Raw genomic sequence first — 22,583 nt, forward strand, 5'->3', positions numbered from 1 at the left:
GGGGTCAACTCCCTTACGGTGCGACCGAGTCGAAGCCGGTGAACCCGCTCGGGTCGTGCCGCCCGAACGAGCCGTGCTCGAAGATGCCGTGGCCGACCCGGCCGTCCAGCCGGAAGCGCGCGGCGTGGTCGGTGACTCCGTAGGCGGCGAGGGGATGGGCGGTGGGGTCACAGAGGTCGTAGGTATGGCGGTCGGTCCAGCCGCGCCCCTGCCAGGTGCCGTGCTGCCACTCGTCGGCGGGCGGGTAGCCGGCGCCGATGGCCAGGGGGGACGAGGTCAGGATCTCCACCTCCAGCTCCTGGGGCTTGCGTACGTCGCCGAGGTGGACGAGGGCGCGTTCGGGATGACGGGTGCCCGCGCGGTAGGCGATCTCGGCCTGGGGCCAACCGAGTTGGCGGTCGCGGTGGCCGGGGCTGACCAGCGTCGCCTCACTGAGCGAGCGGTATCCGTCCGCGTCCTCCTGGACGATCACCATCAGGAAGCGGTCCTCGAAGCGCACCGGGCACCAGATCCAGTGGAACCCCTCGGTCGGATGCTCCTCGGCGAAACGCCCGCCCTCCTCCCCCGGTATGGGGCGCACGCCCCAGCTGCGGTCGCGGGTGCCGGTCCACTCGGCAGGGGTGACGAGGAACTCCGCACCTCCCGCGCGCACGACACCCGCCACGCCACCCGCCTGCACGAAGCGACGCCCTTCGAGGCTGAGCCGGTCACCGCGTCGCTGCAGATGGTGGGGTTCCCAGAGGGCGGGGAAGTCGGCGGTCCAGGTGATGTCGTACGACAACTCCTCGTCGTCGCACGTCAGGCGCAGCCGTCGCAGCGGCTCCTCGACCTCGATGCGCAGCGGCCCGACGGCGAGCCGCATCCGGTCCTCGCCGAGCGCGTCCGACGCCCGGACCGCGTGCAGGGTGTCCCCGACCCGCAGGGTCGCGTAGGCGTCGATCACCCCGACGTTCGGGTACACCCCGAGGCCGAGGATCAGCAGAGCGCGCCCCTGGTGGTCGAGGACGTGGAAGATGCAGCGGTCGTAGGCGTTCCGGTCGCTGGTCGCGACGTACTTCATGGACAGGGGCACCTGGTGCACCGGGTACTCGTCGAGCGGTACCGGGCGGTCGTCGTCGGCCACGGCAAGCCTCCCTGAATACGGGTGGCCTGACGGTACGTCAGGTAGCGTGACCTGACCAGAGAGGGAGCCGGACGTCCGTGAACTCACGCCCGATTTGGGCTGGCGGTGACTTGTCCCCCCGCCTCCGCGTTGCCCTGGTATGCCCCCCACCTATTCGGCGACCGGGTCTCAGCGCCGCATCTTCGTTCCGCGGCCCGCAGGGACGCTTCCGCCGGCGCCTCCGCAGCAGCCGGATCCGCCCATCTACCGCGAGCTGATGCGCACCTGGGCCGACCGTGGCCGCACCCTGCCCGGGCGCCACGACCCGGAGTGGATCCGGCTCGCGGCGCCGCAGGTCAAGCACGGCCAGTTCAGCGTCCCTCGGGACCTGCTAGGTGACGGGCGATGACCATCCGCTGAATCTGGTTCGTGCCCTCGACGATCTGCAGGACCTTGGCCTCACGCATGAAGCGCTCGGCCGGGAAGTCCGCGGTGTAGCCGTACCCGCCGAGGATCTGCACGGCGTCGGTGGTGACCTTCATCGCCGTGTCGGTGCAGTGCAGCTTGGCCATCGCCGCCTGCTTGGCGAACGGCCGGCCCGCGTCCCGCAGCCGTGCCGCCGCCAGATACAGCGCACGGCCCGCTTCGATCTGCGTCGCCATGTCGGCGAGCATGAAGCGCAGGCCCTGGAAGTCGGCGATGGGCTTGCCGAACTGCCGTCGCTCGGTCGCGTACGCCACCGCCTCGTCCAGCGCGGCCTGCGCCACGCCGATCGCACAGGCCGCGATGCCGAGCCGACCGGAGTCGAGCGCGGACAGGGCGATCGCGAAGCCCTGGCCCTCGTCGCCGATGCGTCGCTCGCCGGAGACCCGGACGCCGTCGAAGTGGACCTGAGCCGTGGGCGAGCCCTTCATGCCCATCTTCTTCTCGGGCGCCGCCGCACTCAGCCCCGCCGCGTCACCGGGCACCAGGAACGCGGTGATCCCGCGCGGTCCCTCCTCGCCGGTGCGCGCCATGACGGTGTAGAAGTCGGCGACGCCGCCATGAGTGATCCAGGCCTTGGTGCCGGTGATCACCCAGTCGTCGCCGTCCCGGACGGCCTTGGTGCGCAGCGAGGCCGCGTCCGATCCCGACGACGGCTCGGAGAGGCAGTACGCGCCGAGCAGCCCGCCGCCGAGCATCGCGGGCAGGTGCTCGACCTGCTGCTGCTTGCTGCCGTAGGCGGCAAGGGCGTACGAGGACAAGGTGTGCACGCTGACGCCGAGGCCGACGGTGAGGCGGACCGCGGCGAGCTCCTCGAGGACCTGGAGGTAGACCTCGTACGGCTGGTCGCCGCCGCCGTATTCGGAGTCGTACGGGAGGCCGAGCAGGCCGGACTGGGAGAGCAGGGTGAAGACCTCGCGCGGGAAGCGTCCGGCGTCCTCCTCCTCGGCCGCGTTCGGGGCGATCTCGCGCTGCGCGATGTCGCGGACGAGCGAGATCAGATCCCGGGCCTCGTCCGTGGGCAGTTGACGGTCCACCGGCTGCGGGGCGCGGTCGGGCATGGCGACGCTCTCCTCCCTTTCGGGAATCGGCGGTCGCACACCTTGGGTGGGGCGGCTCCGCCTGGTCTCTCGGGTCCTGGCCGATGCTCCACTCCCGGATCGCGGAAGCTGCTGACCAGCGGCTCTGCGGTGAGTATGCCCGATCGGGGACATCGAGTCACCAGTTAACGACCGCTTACTCCAAGAAACTTTCGCCCATCCGAAATTGGTCCGAACCATTGACCAAGTGGTCTAGTCCTCCTACCGTTTCGGTCCAACGCTTCCCGCGTTCATGCCAATCGGCGTGCGATCCCCTCTGTCCCCCGCGAGGAGACACCCGATGCACACCCCGCTCCCCTCCCGCGCTCGCGGCCGCGCACTGCTGGCCGCCGCGTGTTCCGCCGCCCTCGGTGCCGCCCTGCTGGCCGGCGCCGGCCAGCCCACCGCCGACCAGAACGGCCCGGACCAGGACGGCGACCGCAAGGCGGCCGGCTCGAAGGTCGTCGGCTACTTCACCGACTGGGGCATCTACGACCGCCAGTACTTCGTCAAGAACATCGAGACGTCCGGCTCGGCGAAGAAGCTCACACACATCAACTACGCGTTCGGCAACGTCGTCGACGGCAAGTGCGCCATCGGCGACACCTGGGCGGACACCGACAAGCCGTTCACCGCCGAGGAGTCCGTGGACGGCACCGCGGACACCGCCGACCAGCCACTGAGCGGCAACTTCAACCAGCTGCGCAAGCTGAAGAAGCTCCACCCGAACCTCAAGGTCGTCTGGTCGTTCGGCGGCTGGAGCTGGTCCGGCGGCTTCGGCGAGGCGGCCAAGGACCCGGCGGCCTTCGCCCGGTCCTGCTACGACCTGGTCGAGAACTCCAAGTGGGCGGACGTCTTCGACGGTATCGACATCGACTGGGAGTACCCGGGCGCCTGCGGCCTGACCTGCGACACCAGCGACCGGGAGGCGTTCCCTGAGCTGATGAAGGCGCTGCGCGCAAAGTTCGGCAAGCGGAACGTGGTCACCGCGGCGATCACGGCCGACGCGAGCGAGGGCGGCCGGATCGACGCGGCCGACTACGCGGGCGCGGCCAGGTACGTCGACTGGTACAACCCGATGACGTACGACTACTTCGGCGCCTGGGCCGCCACCGGCCCCACCGCACCGCACTCGGCGCTGCACTCCTACCCGGGCATCCCCGAGGAGGGCTACGACACGGCCGCGACCATCGCCAAGCTCAGGGGCCTGGGCATCCCGTCCTCGAAGCTGCTGCTCGGCATCGGCTTCTACGGCCGCGGCTGGACCGGCGTCACCCAGGCGGCACCCGGCGGCACGGCCACCGGTCCGGCGAAGGGCACCTACGAGGACGGCTTCGAGGACTACAAGGTGCTCAAGCGGACCTGCCCGGCGACCGGCACGGTGGGCGGCACCGCGTATGCCAAGTGCGGGGACGACTGGTGGAGTTACGACACCCCGGCGACCATCGCGACCAAGATGAAGTACAAGGACCGGCAGGGGCTGGGCGGGACCTTCTTCTGGGAGCTGAGCGGGGACACCGCGAACGGTGAGCTGATCAAGTCCATCAAGTAGCGGGGCCCACGGGGGCTTGGGGCGGAGGACCACGAGCCTCCGCCCCTTGCCGCGTCAGTCCTCCCGGCGCGCGGGCTCCGGGGCCGGGTAGGAGGGGTCCGTCTCCTCGATGGCGCGCATGGTGCCGCCCAGCGTCTTCACCAGCAGCTCACGCATGGTGTCGCGGTCCAGTTCGGGGTGGTCTATCCAGTCGAGGGTGGCACCCTCGACGCTGCACACCCAGGCGAGCAGGCCCATGCGGGCCAGCGGGGCGATGTCGGTGCGGCCGTACGCCCCTTCGGCGAGGGTCGCCACGATCGCCGCGCGCACACCGTCCCGGATGGCGTGCACCTCGGCGTCGAAGCCGACGCCCCCGCTGACGATGGTGCGGTAGGCGGCCTGGTTGTGCTCGGCGTAGCGGAGATAGCTGTCGATGGTGCGGTGGACCCGGTCCACCGGCTGCATCTCGAGCCCGCTCGCGGCGAAGGTGACCAGATCGGCGACGGAGTCCTGGATGATCGCCCGGTAGTACCCGCGCTTGGACTGGAAGTAGTAGTAGATGAGCCCCTTGGCGACATGGGCCTGGCGGGCGATGTCGTCCATGGAGAGCGCGTCGTACGACGTGTCGGCGAACAGCTTCCGCCCGATGGTGATGAGTTCGGCACGTCGCGCCACCGAGCGCTCGGTGCCGCGGGCCCGGGGACGGACCGCGTCACGCTGTTGACTAATATTCAATTTAGACCCTGGATTTCCGACGGGCGGCGGGACATCGGCAGTATGGCAGACAGACACCGGCTGCTCGTTCGAGTCTGATCGACTTTGATGAAACCGCTCGACAGCGGGGTCGGCATATGTCCGGTCAAAGCGCCCGGTGTGCGTCAGGTCACAGCAGGCCGAGCTGGGTGACGAGCATCGCGACGACCACCACGAGGGTCCAGCCCATGATGTGCTCGACGAGCTTCGGGCCGTCTCCCTTGGGGCCGCCGGTGCGGACGCGGGTGGCGGTGGCTGAGTGCGCGGTCATATGCCCACCTTGCCACCGGGGACGGCTTTTGCGGCAGAGACGTTGCTCACAGGGCAAAGGCCCCGGTTTCCCGGGGCCTTTGCATGCGTCCGTGCCCGGCGGCTCAGCGCACGCCCACCGCCGCGAGCGCGGCGCGCTGGCGCGGGTTCAAAGACACCGGGAAGTAGAGGTAACAGACGCCGCCCGTGCCGGAGACCACCTTGCCACTGGCGTTGTACCGCTTGGTCCGCAGCCAGATGTTCTCCATATCACTGCGCATTCGGCGCGGTCCTGCGGCAATCCGCTGCTGGACTCTCAAAGTGCGCCTGGCCTGCGGAACTTAGCCGCGCACTGGAGTGCATAGGAGAACACGAGGGAGCGGAGCCGTTCATCGTGGATCTCCCCGATCACTCCCCGGCCTAGCAATTCTCCCCGTACACTCCCCAGAATCCAGCCGCCCAGAAGGCCTCCCACCAGCGACTACCCCGCCTCTGGCTGGCCGTCATCAGTGCGGCGCGCAGCCGCTGCTGCTCGGGCTAGCTCTATGGCGACCACGCACTCCGCGCAGGCCCTGATGTCCTGGATGCCGCCAGCTGCTGGCCTGACGGTTTCGACGTGAGCCGTGGGGACTTCGCCCTTGTTCGGGTGTCGGAAGCAGATGCCGGGTTCCCACTCGTACAAGTCGAGGATCTGCTGGCGGTCCATCGTTTCTCCCATGGGTGGCCGGCGGGTGGTGAGCGTGCTTCTGGTGCCCGCCGTATGTAACGGAACGCGCTGCTCTGGGGTTGTTCACCCGTTCGGGTGAACAAACTTTCGAATACCGGACACTACCTATAGCCCTGCGGCATATGCCAGATCACCGCAGGGCTGCCATTGGGGGGTGGCAGTCGGCGCCGCGCGGGGCGCCCGCTTGTTCTACGGCCGGGGGCGGGTGGTCCGTCGCCCCCGACTCATGATCATAAAAAGCCCGGTGTCACCGGGCTGACACATGATCACCGAGGCCAGACGGTTTGTCGAGTGCCCCGTGACCTACCCGCCGACGATGACTGGCTGCTACACGAACGACGCCGCATAGGCAGGTGTATCCAGGGCGCGCGAGTGGACCACAACCTCACCCAGGAACAGGTGTTCCTCGCGGTCCCGCTGACGCGGAGCTTCTACCAGGAGATCGAGGCCGGCCAGGCTAACCCGTCGCTGGAGACGTTGCTGCGGATCGCGCGAGTCATCGGTGTGACCATCTCTGACCTCCTCCACGGCTAGTCGCCACGCCCAGGTCGGGTGACGTACCGGATTCGAGCCAACACCACGAGTACCCCACACCGGAACTGTTCTTCAGGTATTCGTCTGCGTGAATTCTGTGCGCCCCGTGTGAAAATGTAACCGCTTGCACAGGCTCTGGCCTGCGCTTAGGTACGCCTGGCCTTCACCGGCCGGCTTCGGCTATCTGCTGACAGGCGGCCCCGCTGACTGTCCGGTAGGTGCGCCACAGCTCTTCAGCGGTCGCGCACTTCTGGTCGGGGTCGCGGCAGTCGTCGCACTGCAGGGAGTGGCGAGCGTAGGCGCTGTAGGCCCGCTGCAAGGGGCTGAGCTGGCCGACGCCTGTCGCTAACGGCGCGCGGCCTGTCCCGTCGGGGGGCTGCTCTCTACCATCGTCCACGTCGACGCTCCGCCTTGTGCTCGTCGGCCATGCCCCCGGGCCGTGACAGCGGTCGCGGGGGTCCTGCAATTTCACGATACCCACTGTGACAGGTCCGATAGGTGCGATAGGCGCGACAGGTTCGCTCGTCTCGCCCATCGGGTGTAGCGGTCATAGCGTCGGGATCATGAAGTGGGAGCCGGATGTGCCCAGGTGGCGGCAGGTGTACGACGTGATGCGGGAGCGGATCGTGGATGGCACCTATCCGGCTGGTGAGCGGTTGCCGTCGGTGGTTGACGTGTGCGGCGAGTTCGGGATCTCGCAGATGACGGCGCGGCGAGTGCTGAAGGAGCTGCGGCAGGACAAGCTCGCGTATATGGAGCCGGGCATCGGCACGTTCGTGGCGCCGTTGCCTGAGCCTCCGAAGCCATAGCCCGCTGTCAGACCGGGCTTCTAGACTGATCGCCATGCCCCCCACTCCCCCGGCCGAGGGTCGCGCGCGGTCAGCTGCCGAGCTGAACGAGCGGATCCGCGCGCTGTGGTCGCATCCGCAGGTGCCACTCACGACGGAGCAGCGGGCCGAGTACGAGGAGCTGTGCGCCGAGCTGCGGCAGGTCGAACGCGGAGACGTGACGACGGCCGCGTGAAGGCCGTGTGACCGCCAGGCTTAGGATCTGCACTCGTGGCTGACATAGATTTCCCCGCTGACCTGCTCGCCCTCGCCCGCGCCTCCTGGGAGGAGCAGCAGCGCAGCGCACTCACCGTCGCCACCGCAGCCGCCGTACACGCCGCCGTCGGCGCCTACGCCGAGGAGGCCGGGCTACTGCGCATCGATGTCGAGCTCGGGCTCAAGCAGGCCGTGCGGCACGCGAACGACGGCTGACCTGCGGCGGGGGAAGGCTCCTCAGACAAGACGCACTTTCCGTGCGACGGTCGGAGCATGAGTGACCAGACCGAGATGCACATGTCCGAGTACCGCCGCCTCAAGCCGCGACCCTGCCAGAAATGCGGCGGCACCGAGAAGCCTCACCCCGCGAACCCCGTGGGCGGACCCGACCCGAAGGTAGTCGTCGCGTACTACTGCACGAACCGCCACTGCGAGAACAGCTCCGGCTGGTAACAGCAGCACGCCCCGCCCGGTCGCTGTACCGGGCGGGGCGCCAAGCTCACGCAGCCAGCATGGGCTTGTGTTGTACGACCATGCTACGAGGGGCCACTGACACCGCCGGGGCGCCGCGTGGACAGCATGTAGGTGCCCATCCCGAAGCCCTGCTCTGCAGCCCGACGGATGTTCCGGCGCAGTGGGGCGAAGGACTCCCCCAGCTGCCGCAAGCCCTTGGGCATCTCGGTCGCAGGTGGATCCGGGTAGTGGCGGCCGATCTGGTTCAAGGCGCGGTCGACGTTCGGGTACTGGCGGTGGGCCATCAATCCTCCAGGAAGGACGTGTCGAGCAGCTCGATCTCATCCTGGAAGGCGACGATCGTGGCTGCCTGCTCCAGTTGCTCGGGCGTCGGACGCAACGGCAGGAATACTTCGCTCTTCCACGGGTGCGTGTTCCGGTAGTAGGCCACACCTGGGTTCAGGATGCCGCCGGGCTCGAAGTCCATGCCGCCAGGATGGCAGAGGGTCACGTCCCCTCGGGCCACGTCGTCAACGTCTCGCCGGTCTCCTCGTCGACGAGGGTGACGCGGGCGCCGGGCATGGCGCCGTACTCGCCGATCCAGCTCGTGAACTTCCGCCGCGCGACCGCCTCGCTCCCCCACCAGCCCTGCACGGCTGGACGACCGGCTGCAGTGAGGGTCAGGTGGTAGCGGCCCGGCTGGTTGCTGTTCACGCCCACCATCATAGAATCGAACGCGTGAACGAGCTGCCGCCAGACCCTGCACGCCTACGCGCGATCCTCGCGCACCTAGACCAGCAGCTCGCCGACAACCAAACCATCGCGATCTACCTCCGACTCCAGCGCGACGCCGTCCAAGCCGCGCTCACCCAGGCCGAAGCCCCCCCGCCACGAAAGCCGCGGCTTCCCAAGGGCGGCGCCAACCTCGGCCCCGTCACGCAGATCTCGCCCCGCCCCCAGTTCGTCGTCCAGCAGAAGCGCACACCCCGCGGACCCGAACCCGCCATCATCCACCTCGGCGACTGCTCGATGATCGAAGGCCCACCGCACCGGATCACCGAACACGACGCGCGAGTCTCCCTCACCGACCCGAACATCGAAGCCTGCGCGTTCTGCCGGCCCGACTCGGAGCTCGGCATCCTCGACGGATAGCAGAGCGCCCGCCAGGACGGGGGAGACCTGACGGACGCATGTTCAGTGTGGCACGACCGGTGACAGGGCGGACGCCTTCCGTCTACCGTGTTCGGGCGGCCTGCTTCGTTCGCAGCGACCCTTCGGGGCGTGGGGGTAACCCCGCAAGCAGGCCGCACCTTCATGGGGAGGCATCGTGGACGACACCACTTGGGGGTAGACCCCGGACAGCACAACGCCCCCGCAGCTTCGGCTGCGGGGGCGTTCGCATGCTCAGGCTTCGCCGCCCTGGAGCCTCTCCCCGAGTTTGGCGGCGAGGGCGTAGGCGGGGTGGTTGTCGAGTTGGCGCCGTCGCCGGTTGTACCGCTGGGTGGTGCGCGGGTCGGAGTGGGAGACGGCGTCTTGGACGTCTTGGAGGGGGACGCCGTTGGCGAGGTTGTCGGTGATGAACTGGTGCCGCAGGGTGTGGGGCTTGATGGTGGCGGCTTGGGGGATTCCGGCGCGGCGGGCGAGGACGCGGAGGTGCTTCCAGACTTCTGGCTGGGTCCAGCGGCGCCCGGTCTCGGTGGTGAAGAGTGGGCCGTCGGCGCGGTCGCCGAGGTGGGCGAGGAGTGCGTCGAGGGCGAGCGGCGGCACGGGCGCGGGCCGCTTCTTGCCGCCCTTCTGTGTGAGGGGCAGGGTGCGGTGGCCTCGGTCGTAGCCGAGCTGGTCGGCGTTGAGGGAGAGGAGTTCGTCGACGCGGGCGCCGGTGAGGTAAAGCAGCATGACGAGGGCGTATGAGCGGGGCGCCCAGCCGCGCGCGGTCTCGATGAGCCGCATCGTCTCGGCCTCGGTCATTCCCTCGGTGGGGCTGTAGTCGGGGTCGACGTAGGGCCGGTTGACGGCGGTGAACGGGTCGCTGTCGACGGCTTGGAGTCGGGCGGCGTAGGTGTAGAAGCTTCCGGCGGCGGCGAGGGCTTGGGCCTGGGTGGTCTCGGCGGGCGGCCGTCCGTTGCGGGTGGGAGTCTTGGCGAGGTGCTTGGCGTAGGCGTCGGCGAGCGGCAGCTTCGCCTGGAGCGGGTGGATGCCGGTGGAGCGGGCGTACTCCTCCCACGCCTTGAACGTCCGCACGTAGGCGCGCCGTGTGTGGCGGCTCTTCTGGCGGGCGATCCATCCTCCGGCGATGGTGGGTAGCGGGTCGCGGTCGCCGTAGATGGCGGTGAGGTGGTCGGCGAGCGCGCGGGCTTCGTCGGGCCAGTCGTCGCGGGGGTCGTGCCGGTCGGTCGACAGTTCCGCCGACGGGCGCGGAACGAGATCAGCGGACATACGGCCTCGGCACCTTGTTACTGTCCACCTTGAAGCTCTTCGTGCGCCCCTTGCCATCCTCGCGCCGGGTGCGAAGCTCTTCGCCGCGCTCTTCCAGTTCCATGACCTCCCAAAGCATTACGAGTGCGTGACTCACTGCGAAGTCTTCGGTCATAGCTCCGTAGGTGTGCTCCCTGATGTTGGCGAGCGCTACCTCAGCAGCGGGAGTGAGCGTGATGATCCTCTTGCGGTCCGCCGACACAAGCCCTCCTCTGTATTGGATAACTGTCATTATCAACCATAGAGTTGGGTGATCGCCAGCACTTCCGAGCACGACAACGGGCCCCACTCCTCGGAAGGAGCGGGGCCCGGATATGGCATGTTATCGAGAGCCGGACCTTCCAACCGGGCGCGCTTCAGGGAACGTTATGCGCTAGACCTGTAGACAGGTCTACAGGTCACCTGTAGGGTTGTCTACAGGTGGAGCGAAGGACGCTCCAGGAGGGGACCAACATGCAGCGCTACGAACTCGAAGCCTGGCTCGGCGACGACCACGGCCTTGACGACCTCGGCCTCGCCAATCTCCTTACCGTGGCCAACGAGATCGAAGACCGCTACCCCGACCCCGACGACCACGCCGAGCGGGACGCTGCTCTCACCGCCGCCTACCGCCTCATTACCGAACCTGCCCAGGTCGTCGTCTCCAACTACAGCGAGCAGCGAGCCAGCGCCCTCGCCGCCGCCAGTGCCGCGACCGCCGCACTCCAGCAGGCCGCCAGGAACCCCGTCGTGTTCGACAGGCTCAGCGAGGCCGGGTTCGCGCGTGCCGCAGGCGTTGACCGTATGACCGTCCGGAAGTGGCGCGACAAGCGCTGAAGCCTGCACAGCGAGCGCCCCCACTCCCCCGCCGCAGCGGAAGGAGTGGGGGCGCCTGTCACGCGGGCTCATCGTCGGGTGGCGGCAGGTCCGGTTCGAGGAACGGGTTCGTCGCCGGCGCGGGTATGGGTGGTGGTTCTTCCCGGCCGAGGGCGACGAGGCTGCCCATGTCGGCGGCGGTGTCGTCACGGCGCGGCGGGCGTTCGATGGCCTCGGGCATGAGCTGCTCCTACAGGTAGCGGACGGCGGCCACATTGATCAGTAGGTGAATCGTGTTGTCCGCGATGATCATTAGCCAGACGGTCATCCACGGCGGGCGATCCTTGTGGTAGCCAGTGCCAGAGCATTCGGACCAGGGGTGCCAGTGACTTTTGGGTGCGGCGAAGTTCTTCACCCACACGACGTGCCGCGCCAGCCGGTAGTGGTCGATGACGGCGTGCGTCACGACGATGACCGCCAGGGCAGCAGGCGACTGGGTGACGAAGAGGAACGGCAGTCCGTAGGTGACCGCGTGTGCCCAGGCCGGGAACCAGCGCTTCGTCTTCTCGTTCGCCATCCAGTCGGATTGCAGGATGTAGTCACCGACGAGGTGAGCCAGAAGCACGCCAACCATTTCGCACTCCAGTTCTCACACGTCGAAGCCGTTGAGGATCCGGGCCGCGCGCTCCGGGATGGGCCGTGCGGGCGGGGGTTCTTCGCCTCGGATCCGGAAGGCGCCGACGAGGTCACGGAGCCGCGTCCGGAGCCAGTTGATTGCCTCGTCCTGGTCGGAGATCCGCTGACCGAGCCGTTCGGCCTCCTGCTCGCGCTGAACGACCCGCTTCTCCAGGCGTTCGATCGCCTTGCCCTGCTGTTCCGTCACCACAGTGAAGTCATCGCGGCGCTCCTGCCGTTTCGTGCGGCGTGCGCTGCGTGCGGTGGCGACCCCGCCGACGACGGTCAGTGCCGTCATGCCTGCCTGGATCCAGGTGTCCACGCCCATCAGTAGCTCTCAACTCTCTTCGGCCGGGGCGCCTCACGCCATCCGGCAACAACCAGCACCGGAACGGCAATTGCGCCCCACACGATGGCGGCGACCCACCCCCGCGGGAACTCACCCGAGATCCACGCCACCGTGTAGGAGCCCATCCAGGGCAGCACCATCAGCGGCAACGCCAAAAAGCCCGGCCAGTCCAAACCCTGCGGCATCCATGCCGAAGCGATCGCGACGAGCCCGGTGGCCACCCACAGCCAGCCCCACACCGGTAGCGGCCACACCTCCAGCAGGGGCTTGAGTCCGCGCTGGTCCGGCTGGGGTGAGGTGATCTGGGCGAACCCGACCAGCACCCACACCAGGCCGTAGCAGAGAAGGATGGCGCCGCGGCGGCCGAGTGCCCGGCCCATGCGCCGGGCTACACGGCGCGGCACCTACACCGCCCGGGGTGCGCCGCCGCCGAGCGCGGACTGCGCCCTGTCGGAGACACCGGTGGGCTTCCACAGGCCGAAGTGGCTGAGGACGCCGATGGCGAAGGCGACGAGGGAAAGGACGACGGCAGTGCCGAAGTCGTAGTCCGGGCCCGGGTTGGCGAGCTCGACGAGGAAGCCGTTGAGGGTGGAGAGCGCCAGCAGGAGGACGGCCTTTACGCCGCCGTGGGTGATGTGCTTGGTGACGAGTCCGACGAGGACCGGCAGCACAACGGAGATGGCAAGGCCGAGCCAGTAGGCCTTGTCGAGGGATGCGTTCATGAGGGTTCTCGTTTCTGCTGGTTGGGCTAGTCGGCGAGGCGTTCGGCGATCTTTACGGCGACTCGTTCTGCGATCTCCTCGGCGAGCGCCGGGCTGGCGGCTACAGCGGAGGCGAGTGCAGCGATCTGCGCGTCGGTCATGTCGACCGTGCCCGCCTTGGCCTGGATGTCCTTGACGCGGGCGAGGGTCTCGCGGCCGGTGACGATCGGCGTCTGGACGGCGTACTTGAACGACCAGGTCTTGTTGGTGTCCCAGTCGTCGTTGTTGTACGGCGGGGCGACGGCCGCGATGACGTCGGCCCCGAAGATCTCGTCACGGACCACGGCTGCGATCTTCTTGATGTCGGCGTCGGTCAGAGCCACGTCGTCCTCCTCGGGCGGGGTGGTGCCGCCCTCGGCGGCGATCAGGATGGCAGCCATCGGGAAGGCGCCCGGGTCGCCGTGGTCGTTCTCAGGGACGTGCTGATGCCCGCAGTGGCCTTCGAAGGCGGTCCACTGGCTGCCGGTCATGCGGACGCCGTTGGCGCCGTAGCTGGACGGGTACGCCTTGAAGGTGAGGCCGGACGACAGGGGCACGCCGTGGTTGTCGTGCGCCCACTTCGCGAACGCCGCCAGGTCCCGCACAGCCCAGTCCGGAAGCTCCGGCATGAAGAGATGCGGGTAGCCAGCCGCCCGCCACTTCTCGTGAGTGCCGGGATCGCACGTGCCGACGATCTCCACCTGGCACACATTCAACGTGTTCGTCTGGACACCGCCGCTCAGGTTGCGCAGGGCGCGGCTGGACACGTCGAAGTCGAAGTGCTGGTACCAGATCAGGCGGCGTGCCGCGAAGTCGGGGACGGCGGTGAGGTTCGGTGCCATGCTGCCGCCGCTGTACGAGGGCAACGAGCGCCCCTCCGTGCTGTGCCAGACGATGACGTTGACCTCCATCGCCGAGCCCGGGAACGCCGACCCGTACCAGTAGGCGGTAGAGGCGCCGGGGTAGCGCTGCGGGCCTGTCTTGGCCATGCGGTCTCCAGGAATGACGAAGGCCCCGGCCGGTCGGCACGGGGCGGCGGCGAGACGGGGCGTCAGTAGTCCCAGGTTGTGGCGCTGAACTGGGCGTGGATGACGTCGACCGGCGCGGTGTGCGTGTGACGGACCTCGATCGCGACCGGCTGGCCCGCCCGTCCACGGAAGAGCCAGGTGCCGTTGCGTAGATCCTGGCCGACGGTGTCGTCCCCGTCCGACTCCCCGGTGTTGTCCGGGTTGGAGTACGGGTCACGGACGAACCGGACGTTGAACTGGCGCTCGGCTTCGTCCCCGTCCGGCACGGTGATCGAGTCGAACTTCACCAGGTACGTCCAGATGAAGTCCCCGTCGCGGTCCGGCCGGATGCACGCTGACTCGCGGCCCATGGAGTCGTCGAACCACATGCCGTCGTCGTTGCGCAGCGCGGTGTCGAACCGGATCACGGTCCAGGCGTTGGGCGACACCGGCTGGCGGACGTTGGTATACAGCTTGCACTGGGTGGCCATCGCGTCCTCCGCTCCGGGATGGGGCCCCTTGTGAGTGGTGCAGGTCAGGAGACTTCGGGCTGCGGGTCGAGGAGCGTGGCGGTAAGGATTTCCATGCGCTGCCTGCAGATGCCGCACTGCACGTAGCAGTTGATGCCCGCATTCGAGTAGAACTCGGGCACCGTGAAGGTCTGGCCGTAGTTGCTGCACGCCTCGTTGTTGTCGCGTGCTGTCACCTCGTAGTACAGCGCGGGCTGGAACGTCACATCGCTCACAGGCCGAGCACCATCCAGTTGATGTTGGTTGCGGTGGTGTTGGTGCGGGTGACCCACACGGTGAGCCCGGTCGAGGAGACGGCTGTGGTGCCGACGCCGGTGACCTGGCTGCCGGGGACGGTGGTCTGGGCTGTGGCGAACCCGTAGAAGGCGCTGCCCTGGACGGTCAGCCCGGTGACTGCCAGCGAGGTTGGGGTGTTCGCCGCGGACGGGTTGATCGTGACCTGGCCGTAGGCGATGTTCGCGGCGGTCAGGACCCCGGACAGGTCCATGTTGCAGGGGCCTACTTCTCCGACGCCGTCAACGTCACGAAAGGCGCTGACCAGTACATTCGGTGGGCTCCCGCCCGCAGTCGAGCCGAGGTCCACCACCGACCGCCAGTCCGACGCCAGTATCGACCCGGGGGTGAGCGTCAGATCGCTGCCGCTCTCCGGGAGGGTGCCGTAGGTGACGGTGGCCGGTACCTCGTTCACGCCGTCCTCGATCGGCCGGAACCGGAGTTCGCCGGCCGCCAGTTCCGCCGATACGGGGATCCCGTCGCCCTGCAAGCCGCGGGTCCACAAGCCGCCCCCGCCGTCGTCGGTCGGACCGAGTTCGGCCAGGAGGGTTTCACCGTCTGCGCTGTAGATCCTCAACCGGCCAACGGTGGCCGTGCCCATGCGGCGTGCGGCCCGCAGTTCCTTCATCTGCCGTTCGAGGTCGGCAACCTTCCGCGCCAGCGTGGTTGCGTCCGCCGGGAGTTGGTCGAGCGGTCCGGGCATCAGCTGTCCTCCACGAGGATCGGGCGGACCCGGTCAGAGCCGGGTTCGAGTTCCCAGGCCCAGCAGCGGGCGACGACGCCTGCACCGTTCGGGTGTCGTGGGGACGTTTCGATGTTGAGGCTGACGCTGTCGCCGAGGCCCCAGTCCGCGCCCAGCCGGGGCGCCTTGGAGGCGACGGCCTCGATGCTCCACACCTGGGCGCCCTCCTGCATCAGCGCGAGCGATTTGGTGGCGTGCGCTTCGAGCTGGTCGGGGTCGGTCAGGCCTGTGGTGGGTGAGTACCGGTATTCCCATCGCGGCCAGCCGTTGGCGAGGAGTGCGGTCGCCTCGTGTGCGGACGAGGTGAGCCGTGAGCTGCCCTCGCCCTCGCCGCGGGCGATGACGGCTGTGGCGCCCTTTCCGGCTTCGAAGGACTCGGAGAGTGCGTAGGAGGACACGCAGCCGGGGTGGTCGAAGACCGCCTCGGGGGTGGTGGTCTGAGTGCCGATGGCCGCCCGCACCCGGAAGGGGAAGGTGAAGCCGTCGTGGCCCGCGCCCCAGGCGACGTCGATGGTCCACTCGGGGCCGCCCTCCAGGGCCATGATCTCCTGGATGCAGGACAGGATTGTCTTGTCGTCGCCGTCCTGGGTGAGGTAGTCCATGGTGGTTCCGGTGTCGATGGCGTCGACCGTGATGGGCGGGCCGCCGGTAAGGGCCGGGGTGACGAGGGCGGTTATGACATCGGCCTGATCGATGCCAATGAGCGTCTGGGTGCTGGGGAAGCGGGAGTCGAAGTAGCGCTCCAACGTCACGGCGCCGAGCTGCACGGTTCTGGCGCTGCCGCCTTCGCGCAGGACGACCGCTCCCGCCCAGATCGGGGTGTCGGTGGCCACATCGACTGCGACGAGGAGGCTACGGCCCGGGTCTGTGGCCGGGCCCCAATCGCGTGGGGCCCCGGCCACGTTGAGTTCGAACTGCAGGGACGTCGAATCGCCCAGCTTGCGGGAGAGGGCGCCCGTGGGCTTGAGCGAGGGGAGATCCTCGACGATGCCACCGGTTCGCAGATCACAGCCGTACCAGGCCAGCGTGATAGCGCTCATCCGGCCAGTGGCCTCACGATGAGCTGCCCGTCGGAGACACGCGTGACGGAGCCGACGGTGCCGGACGAGGACACGTTGTACTGGGGCGTGACCGTCAGGGATGTGCCGGGCGTGAGGCCGGAGCGGATCACGGTACGGGATGCGTAGGTTCGGGCGCCGATCGTCGCCACACCGTTCTTCTCGCTGCCGCCCTCGGTGAGCGCACCGGAGGCCCGCCACGTGCACCAGGCTGTCGATGTGGACGTGTTGGTGTTGGCGACGGCCGCACCGACCGTGATCTCCACCATGCCGGACTGCGGGACCGTGACGGTGACGGGCGGCCACTGACCGGACGTGAAGTCCGTGAAAGCACCCGTGACGAAACTGCCGGGCATCGACACCTGGTCGGAGACCGATGGCAGCAGTGCGGACACGGTCCGCCAGGCGCTGCCGTTCCACCGCTTCAGCCCTGATCCGTCGTCGTAGTACTGGCCCGTGTACGGGCTCGGCGGTGCGGTGGAGGTGGGCAGGATCCCGCCCGGCGCCGTCGTGTACGGCCGCACCGAGGTAGACACCGACGGGCTGCCCGCCCCCGAGTGCGGCACGGTGATCGTGGCGAGCGGCATGTAGATCTGCGTGCCAGCCGGCGTGGGCGCGACCGGCGTCGATGAAGGCGTGCCCGCCAGGTAGACGATGTCGCCCTTGTTCAGGCCGGAAGCGTCAACGCTGTTATCCCATACACGCAGATACACGAGATCGATGCGGTCGAGCGTGGCGTGCGCCGCGGTCAACGTGCCGGGCGACACAGACGACGGGAACGCTGCCCGGTACACGCCCTGCCCGGCGTAGGCGACGGCTGCGACACCCGCCGAGCAGTTGATAGTTGATCCGGCGAGAGTGACCGTCAGCCCTGGATCCCCGGGGCGGACGCCGGAGCGGGAGCCGAGGGCCGTGCCGTCGGCCATGACGTCTACGGCGCCGACGAGGCGGGTTTCCAGGCCGGACAGGGTGAGGCCGTCGATAGCCCACGGGTCTACTGGCATGACTGCCTCCTCACATCCAGGCCGATCGCCACGTGGCAGTCAGCGCCGCTGTTCCGTTGTAGGTGCCGGACTGGAACTGGTAGCTGACGGTCGTCGGCCCGGCGCCCGCCGTTGCGGCCGGAATGGTGGGCCAGCCTGCCGACACGGTCATGAACCGGCGTCGGCTTACGGCGCCGTTGAGCATCACGGTGTGCGCGTCGGTATCGATGGTGAGGACGTCACCGCTGGCCAGATCCTGGCTGTAGATGAGCTGGCGCACCGTGCCGTCCGGGTAGAGGCAGGAAACGACCGGGGCGACGACGGGGCCCGCGATGGTGAGTACGGGCCGGGTGTCCATCGAGCCGAGGTTGGTGGCGCTGATCTGCCCCGAGACGGTGGTCGCACTGAACGTGATCGGGAATGTGACAGGGAAGGACAGGCCGCCGGTGGTGGAGGGCAGGCCGGTTGTGCCGGACTGCAGGGTGGTGCTGTAGCGGCGCGGATCGGCCGCGGTGACCAGGACCGACCAGGTCGCGGTGCGGTCGGTGACGTACTGGGTGAGCAGCTTGCCCGACCGCCTGACGGTCGCCTGCTTCGACGTGCTCTCCCATACGGTCAGCGTCGTGTCGGTCAGGGCGGCCGCCGCATACAGCTGCTCCATGGCGGCTTGCAGCGACGACCGGTCGGGAGCCTCCACCGTCCCCGACAGGGTGATCGGCCGTGACCCGAGGTAGACGGGGCTGGCCCACGTGCCGTGGTCGGCCTCTCGCTCCTGGTACTCGGCTCGCACCTCGGCGGAGTCCCATCCCTCCAGCCCTTGAAGGAACCAGGCCACCCCCGAGGAGTCCACGGCGCCCAGCCGCAGGGTTCCGAGGGTGACCTGCAGGCCGTCGATATCCGTGCCCGGAATGTAGGCCACCCGCGCCTCCTCTCATCCCACGAAGCTGATGACGCGGGCGATGTCGTGCGCCTGCTCGGCCGCGCTCTGCTTGGCCCCGTACAGGTTCACCTCGATGTGCCGGGTGACCTCGCGTGCGAGGGCCGCTGTCGAGCCGGAAGAGCTTGCGTACCGGCCAGCCGGGGTGAGCCGGTAGCCCATGGCTGCCGCTGTCTTGGCGAGCAGCGCACGGGATCGAGTGCTGGCATTCCACGGGATCCACGATTCGGGCACGCCGGCTTCGCCGCCCAGCACCATGGTGGGCCGGGTGAGGATGCCGCCGACCGCCATCGCCTTGCCGCCCTGCTGCACCCACTGGCGGACGAAGACGTCCTTGTTCGCTGCGGGCAACCCGCCGATCTGCTTGGTCATCTTCGGCACGAGCGCCTTGATCGTGGCCACGTCCAGTCCGGCCGCGATCAGTTCCGCGAAGCCGCGGTTCGGGCCACCCCGCAGGGTCGACAGCAGGACGAGCGAGTTTGCCAAGTCCTCGCCGGTGAGTGTGGACTGGGCTGTGGTGACGGTCTTGTTGGCTGCCGCGGCGGCCTTGGTGTTTCCTGCCGCTTCGTGGGCGAGCGCCATGGCGGAGGCGTCGCCTTGGGCGGCGAGGGCCTGGGCAAGGTTGCCGAATCCCTGCGCGGCCAGCTTCTGCAGGTCGGCGGCGAACTGCTGGTTCTCCTTGGTGGACGCGCCGAGCTGCTTGTTGAAGTCCGCCAGGGTCGCCTTGGCCAGGTCGCCGGTCTTCTGCAACTTGGCGACGATCGACTTGAACTGCTTGTCCGACGCTCCGGCAAGGGCGTTGACGAGGGCGTAGCCTTCCTCGCCCATCCCTTCGAGCATGGCCTTGAGTTCTTTGCCGCCCCGCTGTCCGATCTTCGTCAGGTTCTTGCGCCACTTCTCGGTCTCGGCCACCGACTCGTTGAGCTGTGTCTCGTAGCCCTTCAGGCTGAAAGCCCTGGGCACCCTGCCACCCTTGGCGAATCCGAGTTCCTTGTTCGCGGCGGCGACGTCCCTGCGCTCCTTGGAGACGGTGGAGTCGGCCTTCCGCTTCTCCGAACGCGCCTTGTCCCGACGCTCCTCCGCATCCTCCAGCTGCTTCCTGGTGTGCTTGCCCTTGCGGACCTTGGCCAGGTCCTTCTCGGCGTCCTTGAGCTTGTCGGCCGCCTTCTTCTGCTCCTTCAGCGCCTTGTTCAGGTCCGCCCAGGCCTTCTTAAGGTCCTCGATCTCCTGGTCGTAGCGCTGCTTGGCATCCGACGGACCGCCGAGCACAGGCTTGCCGGTCGGCGTGTAGGTGAACCCGGGGATACCGCCGTCCGCGAACCACTGCACGGCGCCGCCGAGGCGCCGCACGGTCTCCGCGGCGATCTGCCGGGAACGGGGACGCTTGGTGGGGGCGAGTGGAATGTACGCCTCGCCGCCGGTTTCCGGCTCTGCCCACACCCGCCACGCGCCGGGGCGGGCGATCTGAGCGATGTGGTTCTCCATGCCGCCCTGGGCGTAGCGGCGGACGAAGATGTTGCCGTTTGCGCTGCTGAGCTCGGCCGCGTTCTTCGCGGCCTGATTGGAGCCGCCGGAACGCTTCACGGATTCATAGATGGTCTGCCTGGTGGTCGTGATCGTGACGCTCTTGTTCCGCAGCGCCTCGATGGCCCTGCGTAGCGCGTCGACCGCGGACTTCTGCGTGCCGGTCGGCACGGTGATGACGACGTTCTTGCCCTTGGTGTCCTTGATCTTGAATCCGAGGGCTTCGAGCTGCTTGCGAGCTTCCGCTGTGGGCGCCCGCATCGTGATCGTCTTACCGTTGGTGTCGGCGATCTTCTTCCTGACCGCCTCAAGGTCAGTGATCGCACCTTTCGTCTTCGCGTCCACCCGGGTCACCTTCGAGCCCGGCAGCCTCAGGTACGCCTCGGTGAGCTTGTTGATCGCATCCGTCGAGAAGCCCGCGGCCTTCATCTGCTTGCGCAGCAGGGCGATGTCGCGCTCCAGGACCGCCTGGCCGGCCTCCTGGCTGCCCTTCTGCTCAGAGATGGCCTCCGCGTGCTCCATCGCAGCCTTCGCGGCGTCCAGGAACGCGGACTTGACCTTGCGGCCCTTATCGGAGGTGACGTCAAGGCTGCGGCCGTTGTCCTTGACCGCCTCAGTCAGGTCGGCCAGGGACTGACGGAAGCTGATCTCCCGCTCGGCAGCACTGATCGAGACGCCGTTCAGCGTGTTCAGGGCGTCCGACAGCTTCTCCGCCTCGGTGCGCTGATCCTGCAGCTCGTCAGCGGTCAGACCCGCTTCCTGGCCGAGCTTGGCCTGCGCCTCTGCGGACAGTTGCGTCTGGGTGTCCGCGGCCGTCAGTGCCTCGGCATAGCCCGGCAGCAGCGTGCGCAGCTTCTCCGTGGACGTGCCCTGCTTCTCGGCTTCCCGCGCCATCTCCTGGAACGCGGCCGCGGCCACGTCCGGGGCGCCGCCTTCAACGAGATTGGCCAGTGCCTCATCGAAGCTCTTGATCTTCTTCGTGGCTTCGTCCAGCCCCGGGCCGCCCGCGTCCGTTGCCGGGTCGAACGTTCCAAAGAAGTCCTCCACCCGGTCCAGCGCGCCCGGGTGGGCAATGCGAGCCACCGCCTCGCCGAAGCCGTCCAGGTCTTTGCCGAACGTCTTGACGAGCTCGCCGGACGCCTTGCCGGTGCGCGACAGGTTCAGCAGCGCGTTCGCCATCTTCGTGACGCTCGGGGGTGCGTCCTCGAACTTGCTGGTCAGCTCATCGATCGCCCATCCGGCCGCCGCGAGCCCGGCGACGACGACGCTGAGCCGCCCCAATCCCATCATCAGCGTGCGGGTGCGCGCCGCCGTCATCCCCATCGCGACCAGCGCGGTGCGGGTAGCCGCGATACGCGGGAGGAGAAGTAGCATGCCGGCGGCGACCAGCGACGCGGCCCCGGCAACTCCCGTGAAGCCGACCACGGCGTGCTGGAGGCCGGGGGGAAGCTGGTTGTAGGCGTTGACGAGCGCAGTGATCCACTGCGTCATCTGCCGCAGCGGCGCCTGCGCGGCCGAGCCACCCTCGATCAGCGCGACTTCCAAGGCGCCCTTCAGGCGCTCCAGATCACCCGCAAGGTTGTCCGTCTGTACGGCGGCCATGCGAGAGGCGGCGCCTTGGTCGTTCACGGACTTGACGTACTTGCTGATGCCGTCGGCGCCCAGCTCATACATGATCGTCGCGGAGCGGACAGCGTCCGCACCGAAGATGGTCGCCATGGCCGCGTTGCGGGCCTCCGGCGTCAGCTTGGAGAACGACGTCTTCATCCGGGCGGCGAGCTCGTTGAGCCCCACGAACTTGCCGGTGGAGTCGTAGGCGGAGAATCCGATCTGGTCCATCATCTGCGCGGCTTCTTTGGACTGCGGGACCAGCCTCTGCAGCATGACCTTGAGCGACGTACCGGCATCCGAGCCGATCAGGGCGTGGTCGGCGAAGGCCGCCAAGGTGCCGACCGTGTCCTCGATGGACAGGCCCGTCTGGTGGGCGAGCAGACCGCCCATGCGCAGCGACATGCCCAGCCCGTGCACGTCCGCCGCCGACTTGTTGGCGCCCGCGGCCAGCAGGTCGGCCACGTGCGTCACGTCTTTGCCCGCCAGCCCGAACGTGTTCATCGCCTGAGCTGAGACGACCGCCGCCTCCGTCAGATCCACCTGTCCCGACGCGGCCAGCGCCAGTGCACCCTTCAACGCGCCGCCGGTGATGTCCGCGACCTTCACGCCGGCACGGGCCAACTCGGCCTCCGCGTTGGCGGCCTCGGTCGCCGTGTAGCTGGTGGTCTTGCCGGCCTCCAGGGCCGCCGCCCGCAGCTTGGCCATGTCCTGGGCGGACGCGCCGGTCACCGCACGCACGTTGGACAGCGCCTTATCGAACTTCGCGGCGGAGGCTGCGGCGGCGGCGAACCCGGCGACCATCGCGGTACCCACCGCCGCTCCCGCTCCGGCCAGCTGCGACGTGTCGCGCGCGGCCCGGCGCATGCCGCGGGTGTACTGGTTGACGTCTGCGACCAGCCGGACGGTGACGGTGCGAGTGGCCACGGCTCA

31 protein-coding genes and 1 pseudogene are annotated in these 22,583 nt (G+C 68.5%); 8 read left to right on the forward strand and 24 right to left on the reverse strand.

Annotation, left to right across the window (positions count from 1 at the left end; all coding sequences use genetic code 11):
- Positions 1-13: 13 nt before the first annotated feature.
- On the reverse strand, positions 14-1,060 hold the full coding sequence (locus tag AB5J49_RS07705; RefSeq protein ID WP_369175075.1) for a hypothetical protein: 1,047 nt from the start codon (positions 1,058-1,060) through the stop codon (positions 14-16).
- Between the two features lie 413 nt (positions 1,061-1,473).
- Entirely contained in the window at positions 1,474-2,646 is a 1,173-nt protein-coding gene (locus AB5J49_RS07710; RefSeq protein ID WP_369167735.1) for an acyl-CoA dehydrogenase family protein, read from the reverse strand.
- Between the two features lie 319 nt (positions 2,647-2,965).
- Here AB5J49_RS07710 and AB5J49_RS07715 point away from each other — a divergent pair, with 319 nt between their 5' ends.
- The gene (locus AB5J49_RS07715; protein ID WP_369167736.1) at positions 2,966-4,216 is read left to right on the forward strand and encodes a glycoside hydrolase family 18 protein; all 1,251 of its coding nucleotides are present in this window, start codon (positions 2,966-2,968) and stop codon (positions 4,214-4,216) included.
- A 54-nt stretch (positions 4,217-4,270) separates the two neighbouring features.
- Here AB5J49_RS07715 and AB5J49_RS07720 read toward each other — a convergent pair whose 3' ends face one another.
- The 4 genes and pseudogenes from AB5J49_RS07720 to AB5J49_RS07735 form a co-directional block, all read right to left on the reverse strand.
- Positions 4,271-4,930 carry a TetR/AcrR family transcriptional regulator gene (locus AB5J49_RS07720; RefSeq protein WP_369167738.1) on the reverse strand — a complete coding sequence of 220 codons (660 nt, stop codon included), beginning with the start codon at positions 4,928-4,930 and terminating at the stop codon, positions 4,271-4,273.
- Between the two features lie 148 nt (positions 4,931-5,078).
- A complete protein-coding gene (locus AB5J49_RS07725) occupies positions 5,079-5,219 on the reverse strand; it encodes an SCO1431 family membrane protein (RefSeq protein WP_369167739.1) in 141 nt (46 codons plus the stop codon).
- Between the two features lie 103 nt (positions 5,220-5,322).
- A pseudogene (locus tag AB5J49_RS07730) lies at positions 5,323-5,475 on the reverse strand (peptidase C39 family protein); the annotation flags it as partial.
- A gap of 203 nt (positions 5,476-5,678) precedes the next feature.
- Positions 5,679-5,903, reverse strand: coding sequence for a hypothetical protein (locus tag AB5J49_RS07735; protein WP_369167740.1), 225 nt, complete (start codon positions 5,901-5,903; stop codon positions 5,679-5,681).
- Positions 5,904-6,215: 312 nt separating this feature from the next.
- Between AB5J49_RS07735 and AB5J49_RS07740 the strand changes: the two genes are divergently transcribed.
- The 5 genes from AB5J49_RS07740 (at position 6,216) to AB5J49_RS07760 (ending at position 7,954) form a co-directional block, all read left to right on the forward strand.
- Complete coding sequence (locus AB5J49_RS07740; RefSeq protein ID WP_369167742.1) at positions 6,216-6,458, forward strand: helix-turn-helix domain-containing protein; 243 nt, start codon at positions 6,216-6,218, stop codon at positions 6,456-6,458.
- Between the two features lie 563 nt (positions 6,459-7,021).
- Positions 7,022-7,267 carry a winged helix-turn-helix domain-containing protein gene (locus AB5J49_RS07745; RefSeq protein WP_369167743.1) on the forward strand — a complete coding sequence of 82 codons (246 nt, stop codon included), beginning with the start codon at positions 7,022-7,024 and terminating at the stop codon, positions 7,265-7,267.
- A gap of 34 nt (positions 7,268-7,301) precedes the next feature.
- Positions 7,302-7,481, forward strand: a complete 180-nt coding sequence (locus AB5J49_RS07750) for a hypothetical protein (RefSeq protein WP_369167744.1) — start codon at positions 7,302-7,304, stop codon at positions 7,479-7,481.
- Positions 7,482-7,516: 35 nt separating this feature from the next.
- The gene (locus tag AB5J49_RS07755) at positions 7,517-7,717 is read left to right on the forward strand and encodes a hypothetical protein (protein WP_369167745.1); all 201 of its coding nucleotides are present in this window, start codon (positions 7,517-7,519) and stop codon (positions 7,715-7,717) included.
- Between the two features lie 57 nt (positions 7,718-7,774).
- Positions 7,775-7,954: a hypothetical protein gene (locus tag AB5J49_RS07760; protein ID WP_369167746.1), complete on the forward strand. Its 180-nt coding sequence runs from the start codon at positions 7,775-7,777 to the stop codon at positions 7,952-7,954.
- Between the two features lie 83 nt (positions 7,955-8,037).
- Here the strand turns inward: AB5J49_RS07760 and AB5J49_RS07765 are convergent, their stop codons facing one another.
- From AB5J49_RS07765 to AB5J49_RS07775, 3 genes are read right to left on the reverse strand one after another with little or no spacing between them, the layout of a single operon-like run.
- The gene (locus tag AB5J49_RS07765; protein ID WP_369167747.1) at positions 8,038-8,259 is read right to left on the reverse strand and encodes a hypothetical protein; all 222 of its coding nucleotides are present in this window, start codon (positions 8,257-8,259) and stop codon (positions 8,038-8,040) included.
- Positions 8,259-8,441 (reverse strand): hypothetical protein, encoded by a 183-nt coding sequence (locus AB5J49_RS07770; protein ID WP_369167748.1) that lies wholly within the window; start codon positions 8,439-8,441, stop codon positions 8,259-8,261. The genes AB5J49_RS07765 and AB5J49_RS07770 overlap by 1 nt, the downstream gene beginning before the upstream one ends.
- A 20-nt stretch (positions 8,442-8,461) precedes the next feature.
- Positions 8,462-8,668: a hypothetical protein gene (locus tag AB5J49_RS07775; protein ID WP_369167749.1), complete on the reverse strand. Its 207-nt coding sequence runs from the start codon at positions 8,666-8,668 to the stop codon at positions 8,462-8,464.
- A gap of 24 nt (positions 8,669-8,692) precedes the next feature.
- Between AB5J49_RS07775 and AB5J49_RS07780 the strand changes: the two genes are divergently transcribed.
- On the forward strand, positions 8,693-9,106 hold the full coding sequence (locus tag AB5J49_RS07780; RefSeq protein WP_369167750.1) for a DUF6233 domain-containing protein: 414 nt from the start codon (positions 8,693-8,695) through the stop codon (positions 9,104-9,106).
- Between the two features lie 252 nt (positions 9,107-9,358).
- Here AB5J49_RS07780 and AB5J49_RS07785 read toward each other — a convergent pair whose 3' ends face one another.
- Positions 9,359-10,390 (reverse strand): tyrosine-type recombinase/integrase, encoded by a 1,032-nt coding sequence (locus tag AB5J49_RS07785; protein WP_369167751.1) that lies wholly within the window; start codon positions 10,388-10,390, stop codon positions 9,359-9,361.
- Entirely contained in the window at positions 10,380-10,631 is a 252-nt protein-coding gene (locus AB5J49_RS07790) for a hypothetical protein (RefSeq protein WP_369167753.1), read from the reverse strand. Before AB5J49_RS07790 ends, AB5J49_RS07785 begins: the two co-directional genes overlap by 11 nt.
- Positions 10,632-10,882: 251 nt before the next feature.
- Between AB5J49_RS07790 and AB5J49_RS07795 the strand changes: the two genes are divergently transcribed.
- Positions 10,883-11,245: a hypothetical protein gene (locus AB5J49_RS07795; RefSeq protein WP_369167754.1), complete on the forward strand. Its 363-nt coding sequence runs from the start codon at positions 10,883-10,885 to the stop codon at positions 11,243-11,245.
- Positions 11,246-11,303: 58 nt separating this feature from the next.
- Here the strand turns inward: AB5J49_RS07795 and AB5J49_RS07800 are convergent, their stop codons facing one another.
- The 13 genes from AB5J49_RS07800 to AB5J49_RS07860 all read right to left on the reverse strand — a co-directional run bounded on the left by AB5J49_RS07800 (position 11,304) and on the right by AB5J49_RS07860 (position 22,577).
- Complete coding sequence (locus AB5J49_RS07800; RefSeq protein ID WP_369167755.1) at positions 11,304-11,465, reverse strand: hypothetical protein; 162 nt, start codon at positions 11,463-11,465, stop codon at positions 11,304-11,306.
- A gap of 9 nt (positions 11,466-11,474) precedes the next feature.
- The gene (locus AB5J49_RS07805; protein ID WP_369167756.1) at positions 11,475-11,858 is read right to left on the reverse strand and encodes a DUF3307 domain-containing protein; all 384 of its coding nucleotides are present in this window, start codon (positions 11,856-11,858) and stop codon (positions 11,475-11,477) included.
- Between the two features lie 15 nt (positions 11,859-11,873).
- Positions 11,874-12,221: a hypothetical protein gene (locus tag AB5J49_RS07810; RefSeq protein WP_369167757.1), complete on the reverse strand. Its 348-nt coding sequence runs from the start codon at positions 12,219-12,221 to the stop codon at positions 11,874-11,876.
- Positions 12,222-12,226: 5 nt separating this feature from the next.
- Positions 12,227-12,628, reverse strand: coding sequence for a hypothetical protein (locus tag AB5J49_RS07815; RefSeq protein WP_369167758.1), 402 nt, complete (start codon positions 12,626-12,628; stop codon positions 12,227-12,229).
- 24 nt (positions 12,629-12,652) lie between these two features.
- The gene (locus tag AB5J49_RS07820; protein WP_369167759.1) at positions 12,653-12,970 is read right to left on the reverse strand and encodes a hypothetical protein; all 318 of its coding nucleotides are present in this window, start codon (positions 12,968-12,970) and stop codon (positions 12,653-12,655) included.
- A gap of 26 nt (positions 12,971-12,996) precedes the next feature.
- Positions 12,997-13,977 (reverse strand): hypothetical protein, encoded by a 981-nt coding sequence (locus AB5J49_RS07825; RefSeq protein WP_369167761.1) that lies wholly within the window; start codon positions 13,975-13,977, stop codon positions 12,997-12,999.
- Positions 13,978-14,039: 62 nt separating this feature from the next.
- Entirely contained in the window at positions 14,040-14,486 is a 447-nt protein-coding gene (locus AB5J49_RS07830) for a hypothetical protein (protein ID WP_369167762.1), read from the reverse strand.
- A gap of 44 nt (positions 14,487-14,530) precedes the next feature.
- Entirely contained in the window at positions 14,531-14,740 is a 210-nt protein-coding gene (locus tag AB5J49_RS07835) for a hypothetical protein (protein ID WP_369167763.1), read from the reverse strand.
- On the reverse strand, positions 14,737-15,501 hold the full coding sequence (locus tag AB5J49_RS07840; RefSeq protein ID WP_369167764.1) for a hypothetical protein: 765 nt from the start codon (positions 15,499-15,501) through the stop codon (positions 14,737-14,739). Before AB5J49_RS07840 ends, AB5J49_RS07835 begins: the two co-directional genes overlap by 4 nt.
- Positions 15,501-16,580, reverse strand: a complete 1,080-nt coding sequence (locus AB5J49_RS07845) for a hypothetical protein (protein ID WP_369167765.1) — start codon at positions 16,578-16,580, stop codon at positions 15,501-15,503. Before AB5J49_RS07845 ends, AB5J49_RS07840 begins: the two co-directional genes overlap by 1 nt.
- Positions 16,577-17,602, reverse strand: a complete 1,026-nt coding sequence (locus tag AB5J49_RS07850; protein ID WP_369167766.1) for a hypothetical protein — start codon at positions 17,600-17,602, stop codon at positions 16,577-16,579. The genes AB5J49_RS07845 and AB5J49_RS07850 overlap by 4 nt, the downstream gene beginning before the upstream one ends.
- A gap of 10 nt (positions 17,603-17,612) precedes the next feature.
- Positions 17,613-18,500 (reverse strand): hypothetical protein, encoded by an 888-nt coding sequence (locus tag AB5J49_RS07855; protein WP_369167767.1) that lies wholly within the window; start codon positions 18,498-18,500, stop codon positions 17,613-17,615.
- 12 nt (positions 18,501-18,512) lie between these two features.
- Positions 18,513-22,577, reverse strand: a complete 4,065-nt coding sequence (locus tag AB5J49_RS07860; protein ID WP_369167768.1) for a phage tail tape measure protein — start codon at positions 22,575-22,577, stop codon at positions 18,513-18,515.
- Positions 22,578-22,583 lie beyond the last annotated feature (6 nt).

It is taken from the genome of Streptomyces sp. R28, assembly GCF_041052385.1.
Classification (GTDB): Bacteria; Actinomycetota; Actinomycetes; order Streptomycetales; family Streptomycetaceae; genus Streptomyces.

Coding starts and splice junctions, on each gene's coding strand:
- AB5J49_RS07705 (WP_369175075.1), bottom strand. CDS start 1,060: ATGAAGTACGTCGCGACCAGCGACCGGAACGCCTACGACCGCTGCATC.
- AB5J49_RS07710 (WP_369167735.1), bottom strand. CDS start 2,646: ATGCCCGACCGCGCCCCGCAGCCGGTGGACCGTCAACTGCCCACGGAC.
- AB5J49_RS07715 (WP_369167736.1), top strand. CDS start 2,966: ATGCACACCCCGCTCCCCTCCCGCGCTCGCGGCCGCGCACTGCTGGCC.
- AB5J49_RS07725 (WP_369167739.1), bottom strand. CDS start 5,219: ATGACCGCGCACTCAGCCACCGCCACCCGCGTCCGCACCGGCGGCCCC.
- AB5J49_RS07735 (WP_369167740.1), bottom strand. CDS start 5,903: ATGGACCGCCAGCAGATCCTCGACTTGTACGAGTGGGAACCCGGCATC.
- AB5J49_RS07745 (WP_369167743.1), top strand. CDS start 7,022: ATGAAGTGGGAGCCGGATGTGCCCAGGTGGCGGCAGGTGTACGACGTG.
- AB5J49_RS07750 (WP_369167744.1), top strand. CDS start 7,302: ATGCCCCCCACTCCCCCGGCCGAGGGTCGCGCGCGGTCAGCTGCCGAG.
- AB5J49_RS07760 (WP_369167746.1), top strand. CDS start 7,775: ATGAGTGACCAGACCGAGATGCACATGTCCGAGTACCGCCGCCTCAAG.
- AB5J49_RS07765 (WP_369167747.1), bottom strand. CDS start 8,259: ATGGCCCACCGCCAGTACCCGAACGTCGACCGCGCCTTGAACCAGATC.
- AB5J49_RS07770 (WP_369167748.1), bottom strand. CDS start 8,441: ATGGACTTCGAGCCCGGCGGCATCCTGAACCCAGGTGTGGCCTACTAC.
- AB5J49_RS07785 (WP_369167751.1), bottom strand. CDS start 10,390: ATGTCCGCTGATCTCGTTCCGCGCCCGTCGGCGGAACTGTCGACCGAC.
- AB5J49_RS07795 (WP_369167754.1), top strand. CDS start 10,883: ATGCAGCGCTACGAACTCGAAGCCTGGCTCGGCGACGACCACGGCCTT.
- AB5J49_RS07800 (WP_369167755.1), bottom strand. CDS start 11,465: ATGCCCGAGGCCATCGAACGCCCGCCGCGCCGTGACGACACCGCCGCC.
- AB5J49_RS07805 (WP_369167756.1), bottom strand. CDS start 11,858: ATGGTTGGCGTGCTTCTGGCTCACCTCGTCGGTGACTACATCCTGCAA.
- AB5J49_RS07815 (WP_369167758.1), bottom strand. CDS start 12,628: ATGGGCCGGGCACTCGGCCGCCGCGGCGCCATCCTTCTCTGCTACGGC.
- AB5J49_RS07820 (WP_369167759.1), bottom strand. CDS start 12,970: ATGAACGCATCCCTCGACAAGGCCTACTGGCTCGGCCTTGCCATCTCC.
- AB5J49_RS07825 (WP_369167761.1), bottom strand. CDS start 13,977: ATGGCCAAGACAGGCCCGCAGCGCTACCCCGGCGCCTCTACCGCCTAC.
- AB5J49_RS07830 (WP_369167762.1), bottom strand. CDS start 14,486: ATGGCCACCCAGTGCAAGCTGTATACCAACGTCCGCCAGCCGGTGTCG.
- AB5J49_RS07840 (WP_369167764.1), bottom strand. CDS start 15,501: ATGCCCGGACCGCTCGACCAACTCCCGGCGGACGCAACCACGCTGGCG.
- AB5J49_RS07845 (WP_369167765.1), bottom strand. CDS start 16,580: ATGAGCGCTATCACGCTGGCCTGGTACGGCTGTGATCTGCGAACCGGT.
- AB5J49_RS07850 (WP_369167766.1), bottom strand. CDS start 17,602: ATGCCAGTAGACCCGTGGGCTATCGACGGCCTCACCCTGTCCGGCCTG.